This window comes from Streptomyces sp. NPDC007896 (assembly GCF_042959425.1).
In the GTDB taxonomy this organism is placed as follows: Bacteria; Actinomycetota; Actinomycetes; order Streptomycetales; family Streptomycetaceae; genus Streptomyces.
This window is the reverse complement of the sequence record NZ_JBIBKX010000024.1, coordinates 1-23,431: the sequence shown is the minus strand read 5'-3', so window position 1 is coordinate 23,431 and position 23,431 is coordinate 1. Positions and strand designations below refer to the sequence as shown.

The window sequence follows — 23,431 nt, the reverse complement described above, 5'->3', positions numbered from 1 at the left end:
TCTCCTGGCGCGACCCGACACCACAGACCAAACAGCAGATTCCGGGATGAAACAACGGGAGAAAACGACCTCTCAACTCGCCGTTTGACCAGTGACCTGTGTGGTCATGGTGACGGTCGAAGTTCTTGTGCCTGCTTGGTGGCTTCGGCTTGTGTGAGTTCCGCGGCACATGGACTCTGCATGGTCGCGAGTCATCTCACGCAGTGTGGATGATGATTCGGCGGTTCGCTGAGCGGCGACATCAGCCGCCTCGGTCCAAGTTTGCAGGACTTCGAGGGGCCGCTGGTGGCCGCAGGCCACTTCGGTGCCGGACTGGTCACGTACGACGGCCTCGTAGCCGATGTCCAGGTGGACGCTGACACCTTGGTCGTGGAAGACGACGTCGAAGGGTGCTTCGTGAGGGTCCACGCCCTGGGCGGTGGCGGTGCCGATCGCGAAGTGTTCTTTGGGTTCTATCCAGAAGACCTCGCCAAGGGCTCGACCCAGACTCCGAGTATCTTCTCGTTGTCGTTGTGCACCCTGATCTTCGGCATTGCCGCAGCATAAGCCGCGTGTGCAGCCCTCACTGGGCCCCTCCCGTTCGTGGCGTCGCCGGGATCGGCTTTGAGTATCACGACGGGGCGCCCCGGCACCTCGGCCATGAGCATGAAGACCTTGCCGCGCACCTTGTAGACCTCCCAGTCGGGGCCGAAATGAGCGAGGCCGCGTGGTGGGTGCTCGATCCGATGCCTGCGCATGCCGCACGCGACCGCGCTGCGGTCGTCACCGTCTCGGTCCCGCGACGGCGTAGGCCGCGGGGCCGGCGACCGCGAGGACCAGGGCCGTCCAGGTGCCCGCTGCCGTGCCGGGCGGCAGCAGCATCCAACTTGCCACCCGCATCGGCGCACTCGTCGGGGGCGGGGCAAAGAACGAGAACGAGAGCCAGGCGAACGGCAGCGTCCAGGCGTACTGGCCGCCCGAGAGCGCCGCGCCCAGGGCGACCAGTCCCATCAGGCCCGCGCTGTCCCGGACGACGAACGCGGTGGTGGCCATGTCCTCGCCCATCGCCTGCACTGTCAGCAGCACCGTGCCGACGACCGCCCCGCAGAGCAGCACGTGTGCCGCTCTGCGGGGCACCCAGCGGATCGCGGCCGTCCGGTCCAGCGCGAGGTCCTGCCCGCTGAGCCCGATCGAGGCCGCCATCGCCCCCGTAGCGAGGACGAGCACGGGCAGCCGCGGATCACCGGGCCCCTCGCTGCCGTCCCGGGCGAGTGCCGACACCGCCACCGCGCTGATCACCACCGCGGCGAGCGACGCGGGTACCTGACGCGAGCGCGCGTACAGCGTCAGCCATCTCACCGGGACGCACCGCCCTTCAGCGCGTCGAACGCGTCGCCCTTGCAGGAGAGCGCGGCGGCGCGCATCGCCTTGATCCGCGAGAGCTGCTCGGACCACGGAAGCGCCTTGAGCCCCTTCCACACCGGGCGGGTCTCGGCGTCGACCTCCCGGCGCAAACTTGCTGACAAGGTGCCGGGAAGCGGCCTGAGGTCCCCGAGGACCCAGCCCACCGCGACGGTCTGCGCGAATTCATCGTCCCCAAAGCCGCTCCAGCCGACGGGGGAGCACCCTGGCACCATGCCCTCGGCGATCAGGGCCCGGGTCAGCTCCTCGCCCTTCGCGGCGGCGACGATGTCGTCGTCGAAGTCGAAGAGCACGGTCGTACGGGACCACCGCGGCGTGGAGCCTTCCGGCAGTACGGTGGCGTTCTCCCGGACCGAGACCGGCGCCTGGCTGCCCAGGGCGCCATGCAGCCGGCGCAGCGCCTCCTTACCGGGACCCGCGAGGCCGGCGAGTCGCGCCTGCTGCGTCTTCGTCACGCACACCGGGCCGTCGCACACCAGCTCCGCGGCGGCCTCGTCGACGACATATATCCGGCGCGGGTCGGAGGGAAGGACGAGCAGAGCGATCACCGCGCCCGCCAGGACAGGCGTCAGGGCCAGCAGCCGGGCGCGCGGGGTCGCGGCGACCAGCAGCGCGAAGCCGGTCGCGGCCATGGCGAGCAGCCAGATCGTCTGTCCGACGTGCACGGAGGCGGAGAGCGTGACGAGTTCATCGCGCACCTCCTGCACCGCCGGTGACAGCAGGGAGACCCGGTTCGGCTCCGTGCTCGGGAGCCCCGTCGCCGTGGTCGTCTCCGTCCGGCCCAACGACATCTGCATGAGGGCCGTGAACACGAAGGCGCCCATGGCCAGCGCGGGCGGGGTGAGCACGGACGGCAGGGCCCGCCCGGCCCCCATGCCCAGCACGGCCCCCGCGACGAGAGAGAGTGCCCCTACCAGCGAGATCGGCAGCCACCCGAGGTGCGTGTACTCGGTGTTGGCGACCACCTGGACCGCGCCCACGAGGACGAGGAGCGCAAAGGCCGAGGCCAGCGTGAACGCCGTCGCGCCCGCCAGCGTGGCCGCGCGGTGCCGGGCGGGCCGCGGCGTGCTCGTCAGCAGCTCGGACATCTTCGAGCGGTGGTCGCGCAGGCCCTGCAGCGCCCCGAGCCCCACGGCGAGTGGCCACAGGTAGAACAGCAGGGAGCGGGTCCACAGGGCCATGGACGTCCACTGGGCCGTCCACGCCGTGGTGCCCGTCCACCACGATCCGGGAATCAGGTACAGGAACGCCAGCGCCGGCGTCAGGACCACGGCGCCGGCCCACGGGGCGACGGAGCGCTTCAGCTCGATACGCAGGACGCGGACGCTCACCAGGTGCCCCTTCCCTGCTCGGGGTTGAGCAGCAGCGCCGAGTAGCCGCGCTCCAGCGGGCTGTCACCCACGTGCTCGGGGCCACCCACCGAGGCCAGCTCGTCCGGAGGGCCCTGGAAGACCAGTCGCCCCTCGGCGAAGAGCACCACGTCGGTGCACGCGGCGGCGACGTCCTCCACCAGATGGGTCGAGACGAGCACGCAGCTGTCCGTACCCAACTCCTGCAGCAGCTCACGGAAGCGCAGCCGCTGCGCCGGGTCCAGGCCGACCGTCGGTTCGTCCAGCAGCAGGATCGTCGGGTCGTTGACGATGGCCTGGGCGATGCCCACCCTGCGCACCATGCCGCCCGAGAGGGCCTTCATCTTCTCGTCGGCGCGGTCCGCCAGACCGACCCTCTCCACGGCGCGCTGCACGGCGGCGGGGATGTCCGCCTTGGGCACCTCCTTCAGCCACGCCATGTATTCGACGAACTCGCGCACCGTGAAGCGCTTGTAGTAGCCGAACTCCTGCGGCAGGTAGCCGATCCGGCGGCGCAGCTCCCGGTGTTCGCCCATGCCGCCCGCGGACTCGCCGAGCATCTCCAGGGTGCCCTCGGTGGGGCGCAGTACGGTGGCCAGCGTCCGGATGAGGGTGGTCTTGCCCGCCCCATTGGGGCCGAGGAGGCCGTGTACGCCGGTGCCCAGCGACAGGTCGAGCCCGTTGACGGCCATCCGGTTCCTGCCGACCCTGACCTTCAGCCCGGTGGCCTGGATCTGCCAGGCGTAGGCCGTTGGTGCGATGTCGGCCGCGCTTACCGCGGACATCATGTGGTGTTCCTTTCCGATGGTCATCGATGGGCTCCCAACACGGAGTACGCGCCCCTGCGTGCGATCACGACAGCGGTACCGAGTGCGAGGACCAGTCCCCACACGGGCAGGCTGCCCGTCTGCAAGGCGAAGGTCGTACGGCTGGTGGCCAGGGTCGGTGCCACGACCGCGGCGGCCCACACGGCCGCCAGCGCGACAGCGGCGCGGGTCACGCCGACGACACCGCCGAGCGCCAGGGTCGTCGAGGTGAAGGCCAGACAGGGCAGCAGCCACTGAGCGGCCGTCACACCGGTCACCCATCCGGCCACCAGCAGCACGGGGACGACCACGGCGAGCACGGACGCCGTGCGCCGCAGCACCAGGTACAGTCCCGCCCTCGGCGCGGAGGCCGTCAGCTCGTACGCCGGGTCCAGGCCGCGCGACCACGACGCCGCGACGCCGAGAACGGGCAGGATCGGGGCGAGCAGCAGCACCGGCGACACCTCGCCGAAGCCGGTGTCGACCAGGTCGAGCAGGAGCGCGAGCAGTGTCACACTCACGACCATGGCCAGCCACGGCACCATCGTGGGCGTCATCCACCTCGACAACCACGCAGACCAACGCCGTTGGCGCGGCATTGTGGCGGTGGCGGCCAGTTGGGGTTCGAGGTCGGACCACACGGTGCCGACCAGCGCCGCCATGGCGGGCGCCTCGGCAGTGACGGCGGCCGACAGCCGGTCACGACACACCCCGCACGTCTCCAGATGGGCCTCCAGGGCCCACACCTCGTCGGCGGCGATGGTCGTGTCGCCGCGTGCGTAACCGTCGATGATCCGCTTCGACGCGTGTTCCACGCTCATGCCAGCGCCTCCCGCATCGCGATCCGGGCCCGGCGGGCACGGGTCTTGACCGTGCCCTCGGGCAGTCCGAGCAGGACCGCGGTCTCCCGGACGGACAGCCCGTCGAGCACCATGGCCTGCAGTACCTGTCTGAGTTCTGGCGCGAGGTGCCGCAGCGCGTCGCCGACGTCACCGCCGACGGTCGTCGCGAGTGCCTCCTCCTCGGCGGCGGGCGCCGCGTCGGGGAGAGCGGCGGCCGCCGGCGGCTCGGCGTGGTGGGCCCTGCGCCGGAAGGCGTCCACGAGGCGGCGTGCCGCGATCGTCCACAGCCATCCTGCGGCCGTCCCGCCCGCCGAGGACCCCGCGAACGCGCCCGCCGCGCGCCACACCGCCAGATACGTCTCCTGCATGACCTCGGCGACGATCTGTTCGTCGGCGCAGCGTCGACGCAGCCGCAACGCCATCCACGGCGCGGTGCGCCGATACAGCTCCTCGAACGCAGCGCGGTCACCCCTGGCCACCAGTTGGACGAGACGCTCCTCGTCCAGCGCGCGCGGTGCCTTCCTGACTGATCTCACACCGGCTAGACGCCCGAGCCGGGCCCCGGGTTTTCCCCCCGACGTGATCCCCGCCACATGTGGGAGAACCCGTGGGCTCCACCTGTGCTGCCCCGGCGGGCTCGCTGTCCCGCACCGGCAAGGGCAAGGTGGCCATGCACTACCACTGGGTGAGGAACGGTCCGCGAGTGCGGCTGTATCGCCCGCCGGTAGTGCACCGAACTCGTGCTGCCCAGGCGCGTGATCTGCTGCAGCCGCTGCCCCTCCTGGTCGGTCAGTCTGCGCACGCGGACAGGCTCGGCCACCGCATCTCCAGCGGTCGGATCGGACGTCATCGCACATCCAACCGCCACGACCATCAACCCGGCGAACCGAACGGTTGCCCAGTCTGGCCAATACGGAGCGTCAGCTGCGTCAGTGGGTGCGGGTCCGTCAGGGGTGGAAGCCGACCTCAGGGTTTGCCGCAGAGGGCCCGTCTAGGACCGGCTCGGGGATGCCGCGCAGGTGCAGGTCGAAGAACGCCCCGACGTAGGCACGGGTGAGTTGCACCGACCGTTGGGCGGAGATCGTCGTACCGGGAGGCTCGGGAATGCCCAGCTTCTCGGAGAGGACCGGTACATCGGTGAAGCTGGCGTGGTTGGAACCGGAGACGATCAGCCAGCGCTTCCAGCCGTCCAGGTCCGCCCAGCCGCTCGTCCAGGTGGGATCCTCCCCGCCGCCCTGGTCGTGACTGACCAGCAGGAAGGGGCGACCGCCGAGGCCGGTGGTGGGGACCGGCGCGAACATGGTGCCGTCGAGATTCACCCCGGCTCGCACCCTTTTGTCTGCCGTCATGGTGGTGATGGCCGCGTCGCCGCCGAGGGAGTGCCCGGCCATCCCGATCCGCCTGGCGTCGATCATGCGGGCGTATTGCCAGTCAGGGTGGTGGCGGCTGGTCAGCTGGTCGATCACGAAGGAGATGTCTTTCGCCCGGCTCTCCGCTATGGCCCCGGGACCGCCGGTGGGGGGTGTGTCGCAGATGGCGCAGGTGAGCGTCTGTCCGTCGGGGAAGGTGGTGCCGGAGTTCTCGTAGGTGTGGTCGACGAGCGCGACGACGTATCCGCGGCTGGCCAGGTCCTCGGCGAGGCTGGTGAGCTCGGTGCGTGGCATGGTGAAACCGGGCGAGAGCATCACCAGCGGGAAGCGGCCGTGCTCTGGGCCCGCGTCGGAGCGCGCCCAGGTGCGGGTCCCGCTGACTGCCTCGGCCGGGATGGTGGTACCCGGCAGCTTCAACTGGAGCATGTCCCGGGCTGCTTCGGTGGTCATGTACGGAGCTGGTCGGCCCGTCCCGGTCTGGGCCGGGTAGTACATCGACACCATCAGCTGTCGCGGTCCCGCCGACGGCACCCAGGGGTCCTTACGGTGCGCGTCGACGAGGTGCAGGATTTCTCGGCCGACCGCGTGTGGACCGGTCGGGCGGGGGAGCTCCGGATGGAGTCCGTACGGGTCCGAGGCCGCGGCGGCGGAGTGTTCGGATGCGGGTGCGGCTAATGCCGCACCCGCTGCGACCGCGGACAGTGGCAGGACGAGTGTGAGCGCTGCAGCTACGGCAGTGCGACGGATTCTGGTCATGGCGGCGACGCTAGAACGCAGCGTCGTAGCTGGCGTCCCCTCAGTGGAGGACGTGCTGTCGCCCGCAAGAGTTACGGGCCATCATCTCGCAGGAGGACACGGGACCCTAGGGGTGGTGCCTTGGCCAGGGGTTTTGCCGCGGCAGGCCGGTTCGGCGACAGGTCGGCGGGTCGCCGCCCCGGCAGAGAACAAAGGCTGCCGGGGTCGCGGGCGTCCCTTCCGCCACCCCCGGCAGCATTCCGTCAGCGGATTCCCATGAAGGGCTGCCCCTTTCCGTCTTCGAACAGGGCAGGCAGGCGTAGGCGTCTACGGTCGGCGCACGGGTACGGGTACGGGTACGGGCACGGCGCACAAGGCGGGGGAGTGGGATGAGGGGTTGGGAGAGGGCGCTCTCGGTGCCGGAGGCGCTGTGCGAGCGCGGTCAGGCGGCCGGGCACGGCTGGACGCTGGACACGGAGCTCCTCCCGCCGCACCAGCAGCAGGTGAACGCGTTGGAGAGCCAGGGCCTGGTGGAGTTTGCCGTGCGGGAGGACCGGGCGAAGCTGTCGGCTCTGGAGGGCCGGCCCGTGCGGTGGGCGGCCCGCCTGACGCTCTACGGCCACGACACCCTCACCTTCGGCTGCTGCCGCCCCCGGGCCGAGCCTCCGCCTAGATGATCGATTCCATGGGGTTTAGTGGTCGTAGGCGGTCAGGGCGCGCAGGACTGGCTGGTCGGTGTGGTCGTTGTGCCAGATCGCGGCGGTGAGGGCGAGGATGCGTTGCAGGACGCGGACGGCCACTCCGCCGGGAGTGCGGCCGCGGTGCCGTTCGAGGTCGAGTTGACCCTTGAAGGTTTCGATGATCGACTCGATGACCTGCCGCAGCGGCTTGAACAGCTGCGATCCGGGCCGCTCGGTCTCGCCTTTGCGGGCCGGCCGCAGCAGCCGGACACCCAGCTCGGCCAGCCGTTGTTCGAACTCGTGGCCAAAGTAGTTCTTATCACCGATCAGCGTCTGGCCAGGGCACTCTGTGGTGAGTTGGGACTCGGCGTCGAGCAGGTCCAGCAGGGTCTCGCGTTCATCGGCCTTGGCTCCCGTCAGCGCGAAGGCGACGGGCTGGCCGTGCGCGTGCCTCAGCCACCGCGCCTCGGAGGTGAAGCCGAGCATGGCCTGCATCATCGCCAGGGTCACCAGCTCGGCGTCGCTCAGCTGCGGCGCAATGCCCACAGCCGGCCGCCATGGCCCGAACTGCGGCGAACCCTTCAGCAGATCATCGGTCTTCACGTAGAGCGCGGTCGCGAGGGAGTCCAACTCTGTCTTCACGCACCGACATTGGACTTCCTCGCCTCGACTGAGCAGGGGTGATAGTGGCAATCCCGGCGTGGATTACCTTCGACTACGGTGTCAGCACGATCCTGCCGAAGACCTCGCCCGCGTCCATTTTCTGGTGCGCCAGCACGGCTGCGTCCAGTGGCAGCACCTCGTGCACCACTGTTTCGATCTCACCCCGGCTTGCTGCGGCGAACTGCTCGCTCCGCACGGCACGCCGGTCGGCTCCGGTGACGGTGGCTGCGCTGAAAGCGGCGAAGGACATCGACTTCTGGAACGCCGCCATGATCTTCGTGCCGAAGTCCGCCGGTGGCTGGCCTGCGACAGCGCCCACGGCCACCATGCGGCCGTTCGGGTTGAGCCGGTCGAAGAACGACGGCATGTCCTTGCCGGCCACCACGTCGATGATGACGTCATACCCTGCGGGAGCTGGTTCCCCTCCGTCGCCGGAGCGGTCCAGCACGTGGGTCGCGCCGAGACGTCGCAGCTGCTCGCCGCGCTCGGCCGAGGAGGTGGTGACCGCCACCGCGGCGGCGCCGCCGCGAGCGGCGAGTTGCACGGCCATGATCCCGATGCTGCCGGCCGCACCACGCACCAGGACCGTCTCCCCGGGGGCGAAGTGGGCGTGGCGGAGCCCGAAGTGGGCCACCACGCCGGAACTGCCGAGTGTCACCGCATCGACTGCGGACAGGTTCACGGGCAGGGGAACGATCTCCTCGACCGGCGCGAGGGCCTGTTCGACGTAGGCTCCGCCGGTGCCGGTGAAGGCCCACACCCGCCGGCCGATCCACGAGGCGTCGACGCCGTCACCGACCGCGGTCACGGTGCCCGCCACCTCGCTGCCCGGGATGTGGCCCTCCTTGAAGCCGTAGGCGGCCAGGGCCCCGCTTCGGATCACGGTGTCGACTCCACCGACGCCCACGGCCTCGGTGGCGATCACCACCTGTCCGGCAGCAGGTGCGGGAGCCGGCAGGTCGACAACAGCCAGACCTTCAGGACCTCCGTACGTCTGGATCGCGATTGCCTTCAGTATCGTCTCCCATGTTCTCGGACCGATCGAGTGCGGTCGCGCTCAGTACCCGCCGCCGCTCGCCGCCGACGGCGGGAGGGGGTTCACGGCGCGGCAGGGGTTCGGTTCCGGTGCTGTGCGCCCCGATGATCTCGGTGAGCTGCTACGTCTTGAACGCTAACGGACGCCCCCGTCCGTTTAGGTAAAGTGAGAGCATGATCGACCGTTTGCCTCACACCCTGCGTTCCGACGCGCTGGACAACCGCGAGCGCATCCTCGACGCGGCCCGGGCACTGTTTTCCGCCGACGGCCTGGACGTGCCGATGCGGGAGATCGCGCGGTGCGCGGGGGTCGGACCTGCCACCTTGTACCGTCACTTTCCGACCAAGCAGGTGCTGGCCACCGAGGCCTTCGCGGACCAGTTGCGCGCATGTCGCACCATCGTGGACGACGGGTGCGCCGATCCCGACCCGTGGCGTGGCCTTTGCCTGGTGATCGAGAAGATCTGTGAGCTGCACGCGCGGGATCGGGGTTTCAGCGAAGCCTTCATGTCGACCTTTCCAGGGGCGCCGGATGTCGCGAGCCGTGAGTACACGGTGAAAGCGGTCGCCGGACTGGCCCAGCGGGCCAAGGACGCAGGGTACCTGCGGTCCGACTTCGTCCTGGACGACCTCATTCTCATCCTCATGGCCAACAAGGGGATCCACACCAGATCGACCGACACCCAGGTCATGGCCTCCCGACGCTTCGCAGGGTTGGCGATCCAGGCGTTCGAAGCCTGCCCTCAGCGCGCACCGCTACCACCAGCGGCACGACTGGTATCCGCGGCACCGGACAGCGCCTGACCGTGGGCGAGCGGTATCCACGCTCGACGCACGAACCACTGAACCCCTTGGAATAGATCATCTAGTGGGAAGGCGCCGGACCGGCAGCTGGTGGAGCTGGTTGCGTCGCAGATGGCGGCGCTGCGCGTGTTCGTCGGCCTCACCGGCCAGCTCCGGGTGCCGATCGCCGATGGTCTGGCGGAGCAGGTCCGTACGGCCTTGTGTGATCACGGGATCAAGCGGTGGCGGCTGCATCTGACGCCAGAGCAGATGGAGTCGGTGGCACACGGGTTGTGGCTGCACAGGATGACCGGCTCCGCCGCAGAGGCCAACCGCTTCGCCCGCGAGTACGGCGTCGTGCACAGCCTGGCGCGGGCCTGGGACGAGGAACCTCCGGCCGCGGAGGGCCTGCCGTCGGCTGCCGGAGCGGCCGCGGAGGGAGGTGCGGGGTCAGCGGGCGAGGGTGACGGTAGTGGGCTGGTCGGGGCAGTTGTTGAGGGTCTCGGTGAGTGCGGCGTGTTCGGTGACCCCACGAAGCCGATCGGGAGCAGCCACGGCAGGTTGAACCACCTGCTGTCCCAGCGCACCCGCGGAGCGACCTCGCTGGCTGCCGCAATAGAACCCGCCCAGGTGCGCACCGTCACCCGTCACGTGCTCGTCATCGAGCATGCCATCGACCTCCCGTCACGCTGCAATGCGTGCCAAACCCCACGCCTTTGCACCGGCCGCAAGGCTGCAATGACCGAGCCCACCGCAAGGGTGGGCGGACCGATCCATCTGACCACCCGAGGTAGACGCCCGCACGTGCAACGATCAGGGCAACGCAGCGGAACCTGGTCGCGACGATGTGGTGGCTCGCGCGGTTGTACGTCCAGTCGCCTCACATCGAGCTCTGACCCCGTACCCTCGTCGCGGTGGGGAGTGAACAACCGGACCTGCTGCGCCTGTTGGAGCATCGCCGCCCGCGCATGGCTCAGGACGACGTCAGGCGCTCGTCCTGCTGATTTGGATCGTCATGGGCGCGGCGACCATGTACGGCGCGCACGCGGCACCGATGGAGGGTTTCGTAACGCGGTTGCCTCGTGGGTCGTCCGTGCGATCCCGTGGGCCGTCACAGGCGCCATGCTCACGCCATGACTGACATCCCCCACCACAACGCCGCGGAACCGCAGCGCGGCCTTGAGACGTCGGACGTTCCCGCAGGCGCCACCCGCAGGTCCGTCATAGCCACCTTGGGCGGCGCCACCCTCGGCGTGGCCGCGCTGGGTCTCGCCGCCACGCAGGCGACCGCCGCCACCGAGCACCAGGCCGCGGCCCGGCCGGCTGCCGCATGCGTCCTCACGCCCGAGCAGACCGAGGGGCCGTACTACCTGGATCTGGAGACGGTCCGCAAGGACATCACAGAGGGGAAGGCGGGTGTTCCGCTGACCCTCCGCGTGACGGTGGTCGACGCAGCGACCTGCGCCCCGCTGCCCCAGACGGCGGTCGACATCTGGCACTGCGACGCCCTCGGGGTCTACTCCGGTTATGTCGCTGGCGGTTCCACCCCGGACACCACTTTCCTGCGCGGCGTGCAGCTGACCGACTCCGCCGGTGTTGCGGAGTTCACGACCGTCTACCCCGGCTGGTACGTCGGCCGGGCCCTCCACATCCACGTCAAGACGCATGTGGGAGGCACCGTGTCCAACGGGACGTACCACGGCGGCCACGTGTCCCATACGGGCCAGCTCTACTTCCCGGAGGCGTTCAACACCAGGATCGCCGCCCTGTCCCCGTACCGGAACAACACGGCCACCCGCACGCTCAACGCGCGGGACGGTATCTACCGCAACGGGGGGTCCTCGACCCTGCTGACCCTCACCCAGGCAGGCAGCGACCTCGGCAAAGGAGTGACCGGAACCGTCGTACTCGGCATCGACTCCGCCGCCACACCCTGACGCACCTGGATGCCTGCGGTGGCCGGCCCTGCCGCGGTGTCGGCCATCGCACGCGCGACTGCGGCCGCACTGCTCCTACCGAAGCCGACCGGCCAGTCTTCGTAGAGACACATGGCTGAAGGCGATGGTTTCGTTCCGGGGCGGTGCGGCCAGGAATCGGGGATGAGCGGGAGTCGAACGTGTGATGTGTGCGGTGCGGCGTTGATCGTGAGGCCGCACGGGGGTCGGCCGGCTCGATACTGCTCCAGCGCCTGCCGTCAGCGGGCGCTTCGGCGACGGGCGGCTTCGGGTGTCACGCCTGCGGTCTCGACGGCCGGTGGGAGCGTCCTGCCTCCGGCGCTCGACTCCTTCGTCGGTCGGCAGCACGAGCTGTCGGGCCTGCGTACCCTCCTGAGGAGCTCGCGCCTCCTCACGCTGACCGGTGCGGGCGGTGTGGGCAAGACCCGGCTGGCGCTGGAGTTCGCCAAGGGATTACCGAAGCGCTTCGCACGAGTCGACCTCGTGGAACTCGCTTCACTCCAAGACAGTGCGCTGACGGCGCAGTCCCTGGCCGCCGCGCTGGGGGTGGGCGAACGAGCGGGCCGGACCGGCGTCGACGTGCTGGTCCGGGCGATCGGTGACGCCTCCCGGGTACTGATTCTGGACAACTGCGAGCATCTGGCCGAGCCGTGTGCCCGGCTGGTGGCGACCCTGCTGGGCCGCTGCCCTCGTCTGCGGATCCTGGCCACCAGCCGGGAGGCCCTGAGGGTGCCCGGAGAGACCGTGTTCCGGGTCGGCGCGCTGTCCCTGCCGCCGGCCGACACCGGAGACGATGCGACGGCCCTCATGCAGTCCGATGCCGTACGGCTCTTCGTCGACCGCGCCGCGAGCAACTCCCCGGGGTTCACGCTCCATCGCGGCAACGGCCACCTGGTGGCCGAGATCTGCCGGCGCCTGGACGGCCTGGCGCTCGCCGTCGAACTCGCGGCTCGCCACGTCGGTGCGCTCGCGCTGAGCGACATCCTGGCAGGGCTGGACGACCAGTTCTTCCAGCTGGACCTTCTGACCGGGGGAAGCAGAACCGGACCCGCACGCCACAGTGGGCTTGCCGCAGCGGTCGACTGGAGCCATCGGCTGCTGGATCCGGCCGAGCAGGCGGTCTTCCGGCGCCTTTCGGTCCTGGTCGGCGGGTTTGACGCGACCGCTGCGCAAACAGTCTGCGCCGGTGGCGGCATAGACCAGCGGCAGGTTTTCCGCATCCTGCGCGCCCTGGAAGCGAAGTCGCTCGTCGTGCGTCTGCCGGGAGAGACTGCGCCCACACGCTTCAGGCAGTTGAGTGCCATCCGTGTCTGCGCCCTGGACCGTCTGCGTGCATCCGGCGAGCTGCACGCCACCCTGCGCCGGGCGCTCGCGTGGCTGACCGAGCTGGCCGGGCGGGGCCGCGGGGAGGTCTTCGCCGACCAGGCCGGCAGCCCGCTCGCGGCGGAACGGGACAATCTCGTCTCGGTACTGGCCTGCAGCGCCAGCCACGGCGATGCCGTACCGGTGCGGCTGACACTGGAGCTGGCGCGTGTGCACTACCAGCAGGAGCAGCCGTCGGCCGCCCGTGCGCTGCTCACCGGACTACTGCGGGGAGCCGGGGGCCGGGCGCTGGGTGGGCAGGTACCGGCGCTCGCTGCACGCGTGGCCTGCCAGCAGGCCGATCTGGACGAGGCACTGCGCCTGGGAGAGCGGGCGGTGCAGAGCGAGCGGATGCGTCGTGACGCCGCCGGACTGGCCAACGCCCTGGACGCCCGGGCGGCGGCGCGACTGTGTCGCGGTGAGTTCGCCGAGGCCGTCGCGGATCTGAGGGAGTGCCTGGAGGTCGTCGCTTCCCCCAGCAGGCCACAGGACACTGCTTGGTGCACCCATCACCTGGCCTGGGCGCTGCTTCAGGCCGGCGAGGAGCTGGAGGCCGACGAACTGATGTCACGGTGTCTACCCGTGCTGAGGCAGCAAGCGCCATGGCCTCGGACCGCGGCCGCGCTGCACACCGCGGGGGCCGTACGGCTGGCCTTGGGGCGTCTGCGCAGCGCGGAGACCTTGTTCACCGAGGTGCTGCGGATCGCTCCAGGGGCCAGTTTCCATGCCCTGTACCCCGTGGAGGGCCTGGCCCTCGTGGCCGCGGAGAGCGGCGACATGCAGCGTGCGCTGCGGCTGTACGAGGCGAGCGTGCAGGCGCGGCGCCGCCTGGACACCGAGCCCGAGGCTCCCTGGTGGCACAGGATGGAACAGGCGGCGGCGCGTGCCCGGACACGGCTGTCGGCAGCGGCGCAGGAGGCTGCCGTCGCCGGTGCCCGTGGGCTGCGCGGAGAGCGGCTGGTCGCGTACGCGCTCGGCGCAGGGAGCGGCGAGGACCGAACGAGGCGCGATGTCCGCGCCACCGACGAGCGGCTCCGGCTCACCGTAAGGGAGTCCACGGTGGCCGAACTGGTCGCCGAAGGGCTGACCAACCGGCAGATCGCGGACCGGCTCGGCCTTTCGATCCACACGGTTGCCACGCACCTGGACAAGATCCGCGACAAGCTGGGCCTGCGCTCACGCACGCAGATCGCACTGTGGGCAGCCGCACGGACCGCCCGGCGGTGAGCACCTGGAACAGGAGAAGCTCGGCCAGTGGAAGGCTGGGCCACAAGAGTCTTTCCACCTGCTCCAGACGGGGCAGGGGACGCTGATCGGCGGGCAGAGCACGGGCGAGACGGCGCGGCGTCAGGGGCGTGACCTGGGCCAGGTCCAGATTCAACGGTCCCGGGGCTGGGTTGCTGGCGGTGACGGTCGGCGCCGGCCCGGCTGCTTGGGCCGCCTTGCGGGCCTCCCGCGCGATGATGTCCTCGTTGAAAGTGCCCGCCGCGAGGGCCGCGCGGATCCCGGTGACTACGTCGGTGTGCTGCTGGTGGCGGTGCAGTAACAGCACTTTGACCAGGGCATTCGTTCCTTCGATATCTCCGAGTGCCTTCTTGGCCCCAGCCCAGAAGGCTTCGTGGACGGCCGTGAAGGTGCCCTCGGCGCGGGCCTGATGGAGGGCCTCGGAGCGTTGCGCAGTGCCCCCGGCTTAGTGGTCGGCGCCGGAAGTCCTCCGGGGGTTGATCAGGCTGCCAGGGCAGCGGAGGATTCTTGGTGTGGGTCGGCGGGCGTGTGGCCCCCGAAATCCTGGCCACCCCACCGACCATCTATGTCTCGGGCAATGACGAACACGCGAAGCAGACCGTCACCGGCCTCCTCGCCGATCTGGGCTGGCAGCCCGCATGGATCGAGGACCTCGGAGACATCACCACAGCCCGCGCCACCGAGGCCATGATCATGATCGTGCCTCACGTCCTGCGCCGACACGGCTTCAAGCCCTTCGCCGTCTCCCTCGCCCGCTGACGCACCAGGGCCGGGTTCAGACCAAATTCAGGTAGCGGTCCCCTGCGAGGCAGCTGGGCGCTGGCACGGACAACGCCCGCCGGGCCGTAAGCGACTCCCAAACTCATCGATATTGATCACGACTGCCGCGCGCGAGGCGACTCCCGAAGTCGCCGATAAATGACTCCCGTTCTCGGGTGCAGAGCCATAGCGGTAGACGTTCACCGGCTCGGTGTGGCCGTTCTTGGTGCCGGTGAGGGAGGCGATGGTGAGGGTGGCGCGGCAGAACATTTTCCAGCGCAGCCAGGTGACCGGCGGCAGCGCGGAGCGGGTCGGGGTGCTGTCAGGCCCGAACCTCGCCCGCGAGAGTACGGATGCCCCGATCCCCGATCGCAGCCGCCGTCCTCGCCAAGGCCGGCGGCGACAAGGTCGAGATCCGCTCCGCCGGCCCGCGCGAGCGGCACGTCGGCAAGGGCGCCCATACGATCTCGATCAGGGCGGCCGCCGAGTCCGGCTACGACATTGAGGACCACCGCGCCGTCCGGGTCAACCTCCGGATGCTGCAGTGGTCCGACAGCGTGCTGACGATGGACCGTTCCGTCCTGGGCGAGCTCCACGAACTGGCCGACGAGACCAGCGCGGCAAAGCTGCGGCTGTACCTCGACGGCGAGGACGTGCACGACCCCTGGGAGGACGCCTACCCGGCGTTCACCGAATGCGTGAAGGCCATCGTGGACGGTGCCCGCCCCCATCTGCCGTAGAGGTCCTGCTACTCGGCGGTCACGACGGACAGCAGGACGTCCACCAGCCGGTCGGCGGCATCGGGCCGACCGTGTGAACGGGCGCGGGCCGCGATGCCGGCGCGGCGGACAGGATCAGCGAGCAGGGGCGCAACCGCGTCACGCAGGGTGCCGGGCGTCGCAGTGCCGAGCAGGGCGACCGCCGCGCCGGAGTCCTGCAGGTGGCGCGCGTTGTGCTCCTGCTCGTTGCCGGCCGAGGTCGCGAGCGGGACGAGCACCGCTGCCTTCCCGAGCGCGGTCAGCTCCGCGATCGTGCCCGCACCGCTGCGGGAAATGACCACATCCGCGAGGGCCAGGACGTTGGGCAGCTCCAGGCCGACGAAGCCCATGACCGCGTAGCGGTCCGACAGTTCACGGGGCAATGCCGCCGCCTGTTCACGGAGCCTGGCTTCGTGAACAGGCCCGCACTGGTGGATCACATTGGCCTGGGACAGCAGCCACGGCAGGCTCTCGCCCACCAGTTGGTTGATCTGCTGGGATCCCTGTGCGCCGCCTGTCACGTACACGGTCGGGCGGGTCCGGTCGAACCGGCCCAGGCCGAGGGCTTCGACGGCCTTGTCCGCGTGACCGGACAGCAACTCGGGCCGCACCGGGTTGCCAGTGACGACCGCTGCCGTACGGGCGCCCTTCGGCAGGTACTGAAGCGAGGACTCCGCGGACACAGCGAAGCGCGTCGCGGCACGGGCGAGCGCCCGGTTGGCCAGGCCCAGGCGCACGGTCTGTTCGTGGACGACGAGCGGACGGCGGCACATACGGGCGGCCAGGCCCACCGGCACGGCCACATAGCCGCCCGTGGCCAGCACGACATCCGGACGGGCGTCGGAGACGATCGAGCGGGCCTGCGCCACGCCGAGCGGCACACGTCCCATGTCCCGCACATTGGCGGGCGACACAAGCTTCAGCGGGTTGCTGCTGCGCCTCACCTTGCCGGTGGCCACCGTGACGAACGGGATGTGCTCGGCGGCCGCGACCCGGGCTTCCAGGCCTTCCGCTGTTCCGACCCACAGAACATCCACGGCTCTGCCGGCAGCGCCGAGCCTGGCCTGCAGGGTCCGCACCGCCGTGAGCGCGGGGTAGGTGTGACCGCCCGTTCCACCGCCCGTGACGACAAGCCGGAAAGCTCGTAACGGAAGTCGGCTGACGGCATCGTCACTGCTCACAGGAAAGGCTCCCAATCTGGCGACGCCGGAGGGTCAGCCCGCGTCCGGGGTGGCAGAACAGTGCGGACGATAGCAGGCATAAGGGCGCCGATTTCGCGCCGGCAGTCACTGGCAGGGCAGGCAGTAGTGACGGGCGGTCAGTCGGGTTCGGGCGGGTCGACGGCGAATTCGTAGGCCACTTCCCAGCTGCGGTCAGGGACGATGATGTCGGCGGTTTCCACGGAGCGGCCGTCGTAGTACGTGCGCTCGATGGACAGGACCAGGTCGCCGATGCTGAGACCGAGCAGCGAGGCCCGCTCCTGGGCGGCGCGGGTCGGCCGCGGGTTTTCAGCCCATGTTTCGACGGCGACGCCTATGGACCGCATCCGCTCGACGACGCCCTTGCCTGCGAGCGGGCCCATCTCGGGCAGCAAGATGGGCGTCCCGCCGGTGACGGCCATGGGACAGGCCGCTGACGAAGGCGGGGACGGCCCTGTCATCGCCACGGCCGAGCCGTGAAGAGAACAGGGTCCATGGGACGCTCCAGCCGATCGTCCGGACAGTCGGGCACCGCCCGACCCGAAAGCGATCGGCGTGGGTGCCGCCCGACGGGGAGACGGGCGGCACCGAGACCTGCCGCGACGGTAGCGGCCCTTCCGTGACGTGAGCCCGTTCTTTGGATCGCGGGGGCCTGATTTCGGAGCGGGGCCCCGGCCCCGTGCAGGGTGATCAACGGGTCGCCTGGCAAGCCGAGACTGCTCGCGCCCGGCGACAGCCGACGCCGACCACATGATCGGGTGGTCAGCGTGCGGCGGACGGCCTGTCGGGCTGGGAGCGGTAGTACCCCACGCCACTGGACTCGGCATCCGCGGTCGCGTCGAACCAAGCCAGGGCGTACTGCATGATCACGACAAGTTCGGAGTCACCAGGGGATGACGCCGTCGTCCTCGAAGAACGAACCGGTCGGTCCGCCGTCGGGCAGTGTGGCGAGCCGGATCGCTGTGGCTGCGCCCTGCTCAGGAGTGCGGGGTCCGTGGAAGCCGGTGAAGTCGGTCGCGACCAGGCCCGGACAGGCGGCGTTGATCAGGATGTTCGTACCGGCGAACTGCCGGGCGTACTGCACGGTGACGGCGTTGAGGAACGACTTCGACGGCGAGTAGGCCGCCATGATCGGGCCGATCTCGATGTCCGGGTCCGCCTGCCGGGTCAGCGAGGCGACGGCACTGGAGAGGTTGACGATGCGTGGCGACGTCGAGCGCCGCAGCAGCGGCAGCATCGCGTTGGTCACCCGGATGACACCGATGACGTTGGTCTCCACGACCGTGCGGACCACGTCGAGGTCGAGCGTGGTCGGGTCCTGCGCCCACCCCGGCCCCGTCTCTCCCGAGATGCCGGCGTTGTTGACCAGGACGTCCAGGCGCGCGGCCTGCTGTTCGATCAGTTCCGCGGCATCGGTGACGCTCTGGTCGCCGGTCACGTCCAGCGCCACCGCGAACGCGTCCACCCCGGCGGCGCGCAGCTTCTCGACGGCACTCTCGCGCCGGGCCTCGTCGCGGGCTCCCACGCCCACGCGATAGCCGAGGGCGCCCAGCCCGGCCGTAATTTCGTACCCGATTCCCTTGTTCGCGCCGGTCACCAGCGCGATCTTCGTTTCGCTCATGCCGTTGATGTTCGCTCCCGGACGAGCGGTGCATCCAACACTGATACGGTGCCCTGTGATACCCGGTAGGTATCACTGAGGTATGTTGTGGCCGTGGACACCTTGGAGACCCGCGAGTTGAGGTACTTCGTGGCCGTCGCCGAGGAACTGCACTTCGGCCGCGCCGCCAAGCGCCTCGGCATGGCCCAACCTCCGCTGTCCCGGGCGATCCAGCAGCTCGAGCGGCGCATCGGCGTCCCCCTGCTGGAACGTAACCGCCGCGGTGTCTGTCTGACCGGCGCCGGAGAGGTGCTGCTGCACGAGGGCCGCGCAGCCCTGGATGCGACCACTGCCGCCGCTCGCCGCACCCGTCGCGCCGGTGGCGCCGACAGTCCGGGTGGCCCCCGCAATCGCCTGGTGCTGGCGGTGAAGGCCGCCGGGTCTCACGAGCTGCTGCAGAAACTTCTCGACGCCTACGCGGCCGAGCCCGACGCCGCCGAGATCGAGGTGCTGCCGTGCGGCATGTGCGAACAGGAAGGGATACTGCGCGACGGCCGCGCTGATGTGGCGCTCATGCACGCGCCGTTCAACTCCCTCGCCGGGTTCGACAGCGAGGAACTGATGACCGAGGGGCAGATCGCCATCCTGCCCGCCGGACACCCCCTCGCCGCGCGCAAGACTCTGTCCCTGGCCGACGTCAGCGACGTCCCCGATCTTCCGCTCGCCCGCTGGCCCCGCCACGGCACGTACCCACCCGGCCCGGGCCCCGAGATCCACAACCAGACACAGCTGGCCCAGCTGATCGCCCTCGGACGCACCGTGGCCGTCTTCCCCGACTCCGCCCGCGCCTGGCTGTGGGCCGAGCACGCCGCGGTCCCCCTGACCGACGCACCCCCCGTCGTCACCCACATCGCCTGGCCCGCGCACAGCCGCTCCCTCGCCCTCGCCGGGTTGATCCGCACGGCCGCACAACTATGACCCGCTCTCGCCTTCCATCGCCGCCATCACCCTGACGACACACCGCCTGACCGTCGGCCCCCACACCCCACCGCCGCCCGCCCACGGGCACCGCCGTGACTCCGTGCACTGCCGACCTTCGCGCCGGCAGAGGGCGTGCCGGGCCGCCCACGAGTCGGGCGGGTCCGCGAAGCCGTCACGGCTCCGGCGCGCGAGAGGGCTCCCGGAACCCCTTCTGGGGTGGTGACCAGCAGGTACGCCTTGGGCCGAGCATGGTGATGTGGTGCCGTACGAACAGGGAGAGGCGGGCCACGTCCTCGTCGCGGACATCGATGCCGTCGGCGCGTAGCTGGTTTACCGCGGCGTCCATGTACCGCGTGTTGAACAGAGCGACGGCGTTGAGCATGAGTCCGAGCGCGCCGATCTGGTCTTCCATGCCGTCCTGGTAGCGCGGGTAGTGCTGCCCGGCCTTGCCGTGGAAGATCTTCCGGGCGGGTGCGTGGCGGCCTTCCTGGAGGTTGGCCTGCGCCTTGATCTGGCGCCGGTAGCAGGGCTTGTCGGCCAGACGCAGGATGTGCAGGGACTTGGCTCGGCGATCCGCCCGTAGTGGGCGATCGCGTTCCTCAGCGGGGTCGGCCGCCCGTCCCGCGACAGCATGCGGATGACGCCGTACGCGCGGACGGAGCCGGTGTGGATGGAGCTGATGATCCGCAGGATGTCCTCCCACTGGCGCTCGATCCGGGCGAGGTCGACCCGACCGCGGGCGGCATCGGTGACCCGCCTCGACTTCGACGGCAGCTCGTACCGGCTCGCCATGCGCCGCCTGCTCCGCAACACCGGCACCGACCCGATCACCCGCTACCTGATCCGCATCAGCGTCGACCGCTACCTTGGCGAGCCCGAACGGTCCAACGCCCGCTACCGCGCCCATCCCTTGACCTGGAGTGAACTCGCGCTCACTGCGGTGTGCAGGGGAGAGCCGATGCGCTGCAGGCCAAGCGCGGCCGAGATGCCTTCAGAGAAGTGTGGCTGTTGTTCGAGAATGATCAAGGCCGGTTCCCGCTCTACCCGGGCGAGTCGGTCTGGATCGAGTACGCGTACACGGTGAGCGATGAGAAGTGGGGCCGCTGGTTCCAGAGGGCGGTCAGGATTCCCACTGAGCACCTGGAGGTCGAGTTGGCTCTCCCCGCCGAACTCGACCCGGTGGTGTGGGGAACTGGCCGTGACCGCCGAGGCATCGCCGCTGCGTACCGCGCCGAGTCGACGGGAGGAGAACGGGGCCAGCATCTTCACCTGGTCGACCAGTCAGCCCCTTCTCCACGCCCGCTATCGTCTGGAATGGCGATCCCGGGCCCAGGCGCGAATAGGACGTGAGTCAAAAGGAGTTCAGGTGGACGAGGTGCGGCCCGGCGAGCAGATGCGCAACCTCGGCGTCGTCCAGCAAGGCGCCCCACTCCTGACCGAGACTGCCCGGCGGTTCGATCTCCCCGCCGAGCGGGACGTCGCCGAACGCGCCGTTGAGACTCTCTTCGCCTCCATGGATCGCATCGCCCACGTCCACACCTTCGCCAAGGGCATGGGCATCGCCGCTCCTCAGCTTGGCGTCGGCCGCGCGGCCGCCGTTGTCCAGCCCGCCGAGACCGGCGCTGGTGTCGTCGTCCTGCTCAACCCGCGCGTCATCGACGTCTCCGAAGAGTTCGACGCCCAGTACGAAGGGTGCCTGTCGTTCTTCGACGTGCGCGGCGTGGTGCCCCGCCCTCTGCGAATCACCGTCGAGACCACGGTTCTTGACGGCACGATGGTGACGACCGTTTACGAGCGCGGCCTTGCTCGCCTGGTTCAGCACGAGATCGACCACCTCGAAGGGCACCTGTACACCAACCGGATGAGGCCTGGCGTCGAGCCCATTCCCGTAGAGAAGTACCGGCAGAGCGGCCGGGCCTGGGCGTACGAATCCTGATCCTTGGCATCCTGTTCGTGCTGCACACCGGAGTCGCCTGGGAACACGAGCCGCAAGAGCTCGGTTGCGGCTCGGGTATGACCTGGTGGCGCCGGCCGGCCGAGTGGACTGAGGCCGATGTGTGGCCACGGTGCACCAGGTTCTGCTCGCCGAACTGCGTGGTGCTGACGCCCTGGACTTCTCCCGGGCTGCCGTCGACGGCTCCCACACCTGGGCGCCAAAGGGGGCTCCAAGACAGGACGAAGCCCTGTTGACCGGGGCAGGACGGGCAACCCGTTCCTCGGGTCTGCCGCGCAGCAGCTCGTCGTGAATCTCGTGGGCGGTGCCGGTACTGCGGACCTTCTCTACGACCATCGGTTCCGACAGGGCGAACGTGCGGGCCCTGGTCTCTACCGTCGCGCCGTCGGCGAAAAGTGTCCGCAGGCTGCGCCACCAGCGGGTGCCCTCCTGCGGGGTGTAGCCGTACGCGCAGCCGACCGGGATCGTGTCCATGTAGGCGACGGCGGGGGCGAAGCCGGGAACCTCCGTGTTCCAGCCCAGGAGCTCGTCGAACTGGGCATCGCTGTGGAACTCCTCGCCGAGCCGATCGGGTACACCTCGGCGTACACGTCGAGGAGCTGGGGACGGATGTCCTCGAGTCCCGCCGCGTCGCGTCGCTCCAGCCGTAGCCCGTCCACGTCATGCTCCCGTCTGTCGTGTCTGCTCCAGGAAGTTCGCCGTGTCCGGAACGCGCTTCGTCTGCTGACGCATCTGAAGTCGCAGGTCAGCTGGCTTGTCCTGTATGCGATCGCTCTGCACCCGCTTGGCGATCACGACCGCCCGTGCCGCCTCGGCCACCGCGTATTCGACCTCCCCGCCATCGAGGAGGGCTAGCGCGTGCCGGGCGTGTAGTAGACCCGGTTCCGCTCGAAGCACGGCTCCAGTAGGGCCAGCGCGGAGGCGGTGAACTTCTGAGCGGGGGCGTGACGGCCGAGGGCCTGGTGTGCCGCACGGGCGAGACCGGTGATCTCGGCCGAGGTGAGGAAGGACGGCATGGGCGGGCTGCCCCTGGGCTCGGTCGTACGCGGCCTCGGCGCGTACGAGGGAGCGTTCAGCTCGGGTCCGCTCGCCGGTCCTGGCGTGACCGACGGCCTGACGGCAGTGCAGGAGCGCCATGAGCCACGGGTCCTCAATCTGCGAGCAGCCGTCCCGCCGCGGAAGCGAACAGCTCAAACGGGCCTTCTTCCTGTCCGCGTTGGCGTCCTTGTCCGACCTGGCCTCCTGGACCTCCTACGACAAGAAGATCGGCCAGGGCAAGCACCACACCCAAGCCCTTCTTTGTCTCGCACGCCGCAGGATCAGTGCAAGGGGACCAGTGACGCGACGACGAACAGTCCGAAGAGGGTGATGGGCAGCAGCCCGACAGGACGCAGCAGCCCCGCAGGGTGATCATGCGGCCACTGTCAGTTATCAATCCAGTTTGCGGAGATGTCCAGCATCGTCACCTCGCTCGCCAGCCAGACGTCTTGGGGGTGGGCGGGCGCCGCGAGCACGATGACCAGTGGATCACGGAGCGCCGGGCTGATGAAGAACGTCTGGGCGGAGGTCTGCGGCAACGGCGCACGGGTGTGGGTCCCGCCGTGGATCGGGTCAAGAGAGTGAGCGCAGGTGCCTTCGAGGGGCTGATCAGGTACACCGCGAGAACCTATGTTGCCCACTGCGGCTGTCCGACCCGGCGTTCCCGCGGCTGAACCCGCACCAGGCCGCTCTAGCCAAGCCGTTCGCGCCTTGGCAAAGGGATAGGGGCATGCTCCGGGTCATGGTGAACGGGGGAGGCGGTCATGCCAGGCCTGGAGGTCGGGAGTCTCGTTGCGGGGTGGCAGAGGGGGTGGGGTGGCGGGGGCTGAATCCGGTCGTCCGGTCGTTGGTGTTGGGGTGTGGTGGGTGTTTTGGTCTTGTGAATATACGGACTAGCTGGTTTGGTTTGGGGTGG

General features: G+C 69.7%; 24 protein-coding genes and 4 pseudogenes. 11 read left to right on the top strand and 17 right to left on the bottom strand.

What is annotated here, in order from left to right; translation table 11 throughout:
• The first annotated feature begins 261 nt into the window (after positions 1–261).
• Complete coding sequence (locus ACFZDJ_RS47510; RefSeq protein WP_391069109.1) at positions 262–546, top strand: hypothetical protein; 285 nt, start codon at positions 262–264, stop codon at positions 544–546.
• Positions 547–584: 38 nt separating this feature from the next.
• Here ACFZDJ_RS47510 and ACFZDJ_RS47505 read toward each other — a convergent pair.
• The 7 genes and pseudogenes from ACFZDJ_RS47505 to ACFZDJ_RS47475 form a co-directional block, all read right to left on the bottom strand.
• Positions 585–737 (bottom strand): annotated as a pseudogene (locus ACFZDJ_RS47505) (MmcQ/YjbR family DNA-binding protein); the annotation flags it as partial.
• 25 nt (positions 738–762) lie between these two features.
• Complete coding sequence (locus tag ACFZDJ_RS47500; protein WP_391068803.1) at positions 763–1,338, bottom strand: hypothetical protein; 576 nt, start codon at positions 1,336–1,338, stop codon at positions 763–765.
• Positions 1,335–2,732, bottom strand: coding sequence for a hypothetical protein (locus ACFZDJ_RS47495; RefSeq protein WP_391068800.1), 1,398 nt, complete (start codon positions 2,730–2,732; stop codon positions 1,335–1,337). The genes ACFZDJ_RS47500 and ACFZDJ_RS47495 overlap by 4 nt, the downstream gene beginning before the upstream one ends.
• Positions 2,729–3,562, bottom strand: coding sequence for an ATP-binding cassette domain-containing protein (locus tag ACFZDJ_RS47490; RefSeq protein WP_391068797.1), 834 nt, complete (start codon positions 3,560–3,562; stop codon positions 2,729–2,731). Before ACFZDJ_RS47490 ends, ACFZDJ_RS47495 begins: the two co-directional genes overlap by 4 nt.
• Entirely contained in the window at positions 3,559–4,377 is an 819-nt protein-coding gene (locus ACFZDJ_RS47485) for a zf-HC2 domain-containing protein (protein WP_391068794.1), read from the bottom strand. Before ACFZDJ_RS47485 ends, ACFZDJ_RS47490 begins: the two co-directional genes overlap by 4 nt.
• Positions 4,374–4,934: a sigma-70 family RNA polymerase sigma factor gene (locus tag ACFZDJ_RS47480; protein ID WP_390941977.1), complete on the bottom strand. Its 561-nt coding sequence runs from the start codon at positions 4,932–4,934 to the stop codon at positions 4,374–4,376. Before ACFZDJ_RS47480 ends, ACFZDJ_RS47485 begins: the two co-directional genes overlap by 4 nt.
• Positions 4,935–5,345: 411 nt before the next feature.
• Positions 5,346–6,524: an alpha/beta hydrolase family protein gene (locus tag ACFZDJ_RS47475; protein WP_391068792.1), complete on the bottom strand. Its 1,179-nt coding sequence runs from the start codon at positions 6,522–6,524 to the stop codon at positions 5,346–5,348.
• A gap of 368 nt (positions 6,525–6,892) precedes the next feature.
• On the opposite strand from ACFZDJ_RS47475, the gene ACFZDJ_RS47470 reads away from it, so the two are divergent.
• The gene (locus ACFZDJ_RS47470; protein WP_391068789.1) at positions 6,893–7,180 is read left to right on the top strand and encodes a hypothetical protein; all 288 of its coding nucleotides are present in this window, start codon (positions 6,893–6,895) and stop codon (positions 7,178–7,180) included.
• 15 nt (positions 7,181–7,195) lie between these two features.
• On the opposite strand, the gene ACFZDJ_RS47465 is transcribed toward ACFZDJ_RS47470, so the two are convergent.
• Both ACFZDJ_RS47465 and ACFZDJ_RS47460 read right to left on the bottom strand, forming a co-directional pair.
• Positions 7,196–7,825: a transposase gene (locus tag ACFZDJ_RS47465; RefSeq protein WP_391068786.1), complete on the bottom strand. Its 630-nt coding sequence runs from the start codon at positions 7,823–7,825 to the stop codon at positions 7,196–7,198.
• A 73-nt stretch (positions 7,826–7,898) separates the two neighbouring features.
• Positions 7,899–8,861, bottom strand: coding sequence for a zinc-binding dehydrogenase (locus tag ACFZDJ_RS47460; protein ID WP_391069069.1), 963 nt, complete (start codon positions 8,859–8,861; stop codon positions 7,899–7,901).
• A 194-nt stretch (positions 8,862–9,055) separates the two neighbouring features.
• Between ACFZDJ_RS47460 and ACFZDJ_RS47455 the strand changes: the two genes are divergently transcribed.
• Complete coding sequence (locus ACFZDJ_RS47455) at positions 9,056–9,685, top strand: TetR family transcriptional regulator (RefSeq protein WP_391068783.1); 630 nt, start codon at positions 9,056–9,058, stop codon at positions 9,683–9,685.
• 57 nt (positions 9,686–9,742) lie between these two features.
• Here ACFZDJ_RS47455 and ACFZDJ_RS47450 read toward each other — a convergent pair whose 3' ends face one another.
• A complete protein-coding gene (locus ACFZDJ_RS47450; protein ID WP_391069106.1) occupies positions 9,743–9,895 on the bottom strand; it encodes a hypothetical protein in 153 nt (50 codons plus the stop codon).
• A 39-nt stretch (positions 9,896–9,934) separates the two neighbouring features.
• Here ACFZDJ_RS47450 and ACFZDJ_RS47445 point away from each other — a divergent pair.
• A pseudogene (locus ACFZDJ_RS47445) lies at positions 9,935–10,000 on the top strand (hypothetical protein); the annotation flags it as partial.
• A gap of 114 nt (positions 10,001–10,114) precedes the next feature.
• Here the strand turns inward: ACFZDJ_RS47445 and ACFZDJ_RS47440 are convergent.
• Entirely contained in the window at positions 10,115–10,333 is a 219-nt protein-coding gene (locus ACFZDJ_RS47440; protein ID WP_391069104.1) for a hypothetical protein, read from the bottom strand.
• A 464-nt stretch (positions 10,334–10,797) separates the two neighbouring features.
• Between ACFZDJ_RS47440 and ACFZDJ_RS47435 the strand changes: the two genes are divergently transcribed.
• The 4 genes from ACFZDJ_RS47435 to ACFZDJ_RS47420 all read left to right on the top strand — a co-directional run bounded on the left by ACFZDJ_RS47435 (position 10,798) and on the right by ACFZDJ_RS47420 (position 15,725).
• Positions 10,798–11,601: an intradiol ring-cleavage dioxygenase gene (locus tag ACFZDJ_RS47435; protein WP_391068780.1), complete on the top strand. Its 804-nt coding sequence runs from the start codon at positions 10,798–10,800 to the stop codon at positions 11,599–11,601.
• A 111-nt stretch (positions 11,602–11,712) separates the two neighbouring features.
• Positions 11,713–14,208: a LuxR C-terminal-related transcriptional regulator gene (locus ACFZDJ_RS47430; protein WP_391068777.1), complete on the top strand. Its 2,496-nt coding sequence runs from the start codon at positions 11,713–11,715 to the stop codon at positions 14,206–14,208.
• Between the two features lie 546 nt (positions 14,209–14,754).
• Entirely contained in the window at positions 14,755–14,985 is a 231-nt protein-coding gene (locus tag ACFZDJ_RS47425) for a hypothetical protein (RefSeq protein ID WP_391068775.1), read from the top strand.
• 353 nt (positions 14,986–15,338) lie between these two features.
• Positions 15,339–15,725, top strand: a complete 387-nt coding sequence (locus ACFZDJ_RS47420) for a low molecular weight phosphotyrosine protein phosphatase (protein ID WP_391068772.1) — start codon at positions 15,339–15,341, stop codon at positions 15,723–15,725.
• Positions 15,726–15,733: 8 nt separating this feature from the next.
• Here ACFZDJ_RS47420 and ACFZDJ_RS47415 read toward each other — a convergent pair whose 3' ends face one another.
• The 3 genes and pseudogenes from ACFZDJ_RS47415 to ACFZDJ_RS47405 form a co-directional block, all read right to left on the bottom strand.
• Positions 15,734–16,924, bottom strand: a complete 1,191-nt coding sequence (locus tag ACFZDJ_RS47415; RefSeq protein WP_391068769.1) for a glycosyltransferase — start codon at positions 16,922–16,924, stop codon at positions 15,734–15,736.
• 137 nt (positions 16,925–17,061) lie between these two features.
• A pseudogene (locus tag ACFZDJ_RS47410) lies at positions 17,062–17,367 on the bottom strand (GntR family transcriptional regulator); the annotation flags it as partial.
• Positions 17,368–17,825: 458 nt separating this feature from the next.
• Positions 17,826–18,563, bottom strand: coding sequence for an SDR family NAD(P)-dependent oxidoreductase (locus ACFZDJ_RS47405; RefSeq protein WP_391068766.1), 738 nt, complete (start codon positions 18,561–18,563; stop codon positions 17,826–17,828).
• Between the two features lie 93 nt (positions 18,564–18,656).
• Between ACFZDJ_RS47405 and ACFZDJ_RS47400 the strand changes: the two genes are divergently transcribed.
• Positions 18,657–19,520: a LysR family transcriptional regulator gene (locus tag ACFZDJ_RS47400; RefSeq protein WP_391068763.1), complete on the top strand. Its 864-nt coding sequence runs from the start codon at positions 18,657–18,659 to the stop codon at positions 19,518–19,520.
• A 175-nt stretch (positions 19,521–19,695) separates the two neighbouring features.
• On the opposite strand, the pseudogene ACFZDJ_RS47395 reads toward ACFZDJ_RS47400, so the two are convergent.
• A pseudogene (locus tag ACFZDJ_RS47395) lies at positions 19,696–20,270 on the bottom strand (Tn3 family transposase); the annotation flags it as partial.
• 451 nt (positions 20,271–20,721) lie between these two features.
• On the opposite strand from ACFZDJ_RS47395, the gene ACFZDJ_RS47390 reads away from it, so the two are divergent.
• Positions 20,722–21,459 (top strand): peptide deformylase, encoded by a 738-nt coding sequence (locus tag ACFZDJ_RS47390; protein ID WP_391068760.1) that lies wholly within the window; start codon positions 20,722–20,724, stop codon positions 21,457–21,459.
• Positions 21,441–21,713: a transposase gene (locus ACFZDJ_RS47385; protein ID WP_391069066.1), complete on the top strand. Its 273-nt coding sequence runs from the start codon at positions 21,441–21,443 to the stop codon at positions 21,711–21,713. Before ACFZDJ_RS47390 ends, ACFZDJ_RS47385 begins: the two co-directional genes overlap by 19 nt.
• 615 nt (positions 21,714–22,328) lie before the next feature.
• Here the strand turns inward: ACFZDJ_RS47385 and ACFZDJ_RS47380 are convergent.
• The gene (locus ACFZDJ_RS47380; protein WP_391068757.1) at positions 22,329–22,493 is read right to left on the bottom strand and encodes a hypothetical protein; all 165 of its coding nucleotides are present in this window, start codon (positions 22,491–22,493) and stop codon (positions 22,329–22,331) included.
• Positions 22,494–22,901: 408 nt separating this feature from the next.
• Positions 22,902–23,054: a hypothetical protein gene (locus tag ACFZDJ_RS47375; protein ID WP_391068754.1), complete on the bottom strand. Its 153-nt coding sequence runs from the start codon at positions 23,052–23,054 to the stop codon at positions 22,902–22,904.
• Positions 23,055–23,431: the final 377 nt, after the last annotated feature.

What these genes read in the sequence shown, in the direction of transcription:
- ACFZDJ_RS47490 (WP_391068797.1), bottom strand. Translation starts at nt 3,562, where the DNA reads ATGACCATCGGAAAGGAACACCACATGATGTCCGCGGTAAGCGCGGCC.
- ACFZDJ_RS47485 (WP_391068794.1), bottom strand. Translation starts at nt 4,377, where the DNA reads ATGAGCGTGGAACACGCGTCGAAGCGGATCATCGACGGTTACGCACGC.
- ACFZDJ_RS47475 (WP_391068792.1), bottom strand. Translation starts at nt 6,524, where the DNA reads ATGACCAGAATCCGTCGCACTGCCGTAGCTGCAGCGCTCACACTCGTC.
- ACFZDJ_RS47470 (WP_391068789.1), top strand. Translation starts at nt 6,893, where the DNA reads ATGAGGGGTTGGGAGAGGGCGCTCTCGGTGCCGGAGGCGCTGTGCGAG.
- ACFZDJ_RS47455 (WP_391068783.1), top strand. Translation starts at nt 9,056, where the DNA reads ATGATCGACCGTTTGCCTCACACCCTGCGTTCCGACGCGCTGGACAAC.
- ACFZDJ_RS47440 (WP_391069104.1), bottom strand. Translation starts at nt 10,333, where the DNA reads ATGCTCGATGACGAGCACGTGACGGGTGACGGTGCGCACCTGGGCGGG.
- ACFZDJ_RS47435 (WP_391068780.1), top strand. Translation starts at nt 10,798, where the DNA reads ATGACTGACATCCCCCACCACAACGCCGCGGAACCGCAGCGCGGCCTT.
- ACFZDJ_RS47430 (WP_391068777.1), top strand. Translation starts at nt 11,713, where the DNA reads ATGGCTGAAGGCGATGGTTTCGTTCCGGGGCGGTGCGGCCAGGAATCG.
- ACFZDJ_RS47420 (WP_391068772.1), top strand. Translation starts at nt 15,339, where the DNA reads ATGCCCCGATCCCCGATCGCAGCCGCCGTCCTCGCCAAGGCCGGCGGC.
- ACFZDJ_RS47405 (WP_391068766.1), bottom strand. Translation starts at nt 18,563, where the DNA reads ATGAGCGAAACGAAGATCGCGCTGGTGACCGGCGCGAACAAGGGAATC.
- ACFZDJ_RS47380 (WP_391068757.1), bottom strand. Translation starts at nt 22,493, where the DNA reads ATGCCGTCCTTCCTCACCTCGGCCGAGATCACCGGTCTCGCCCGTGCG.